The sequence below is a fragment of the Streptomyces sp. BE20 genome, from assembly GCF_036322525.1.
GTDB lineage: Bacteria > Actinomycetota > Actinomycetes > Streptomycetales > Streptomycetaceae > Kitasatospora.
The window spans coordinates 1-327 of the sequence record NZ_JAQYWW010000972.1; the positions used below are offsets into that span (position 1 = coordinate 1).

The 327-nt window shown below is 70.0% G+C and carries 1 protein-coding gene; it reads right to left on the reverse strand.

Annotation, left to right across the window (positions count from 1 at the left end):
• The coding region (locus PUR61_RS25205) for a hypothetical protein (RefSeq protein ID WP_329881670.1) at positions 1-218 on the reverse strand (218 nt) is incomplete at its 3' end.
• Between the last annotated feature and the right edge of the window lie 109 nt (positions 219-327).

Genomic DNA, 327 nt, shown 5'->3' on the forward strand with positions numbered 1-327 from the left:
CGGACCAGGCCGCCCTGCTGTACCGCTCCCACCGCCCCCAGCACCTCCTCCGGGTCGGCGTCCACGGCGCACGCGGCGCCCAGCAGCTCCACACCCTGCACCACCGTGGCCCGGACGTCCACCCGACCGTCCCCCTCCGCCTCCTGCTCGGCTACCGCGACGGGGACATCGACCACCTCCGCGACCACCGGGTCGAGGCCCACGCCCACTTCCAGCACACCCGCACCGCACAGAACCACAAACACCGCGCACAACCAGGCCAAGAACACCCCCACATCCAACACAGCAACCTCGCAGACGAAGACACAGCGAGTAACCACCCCACAA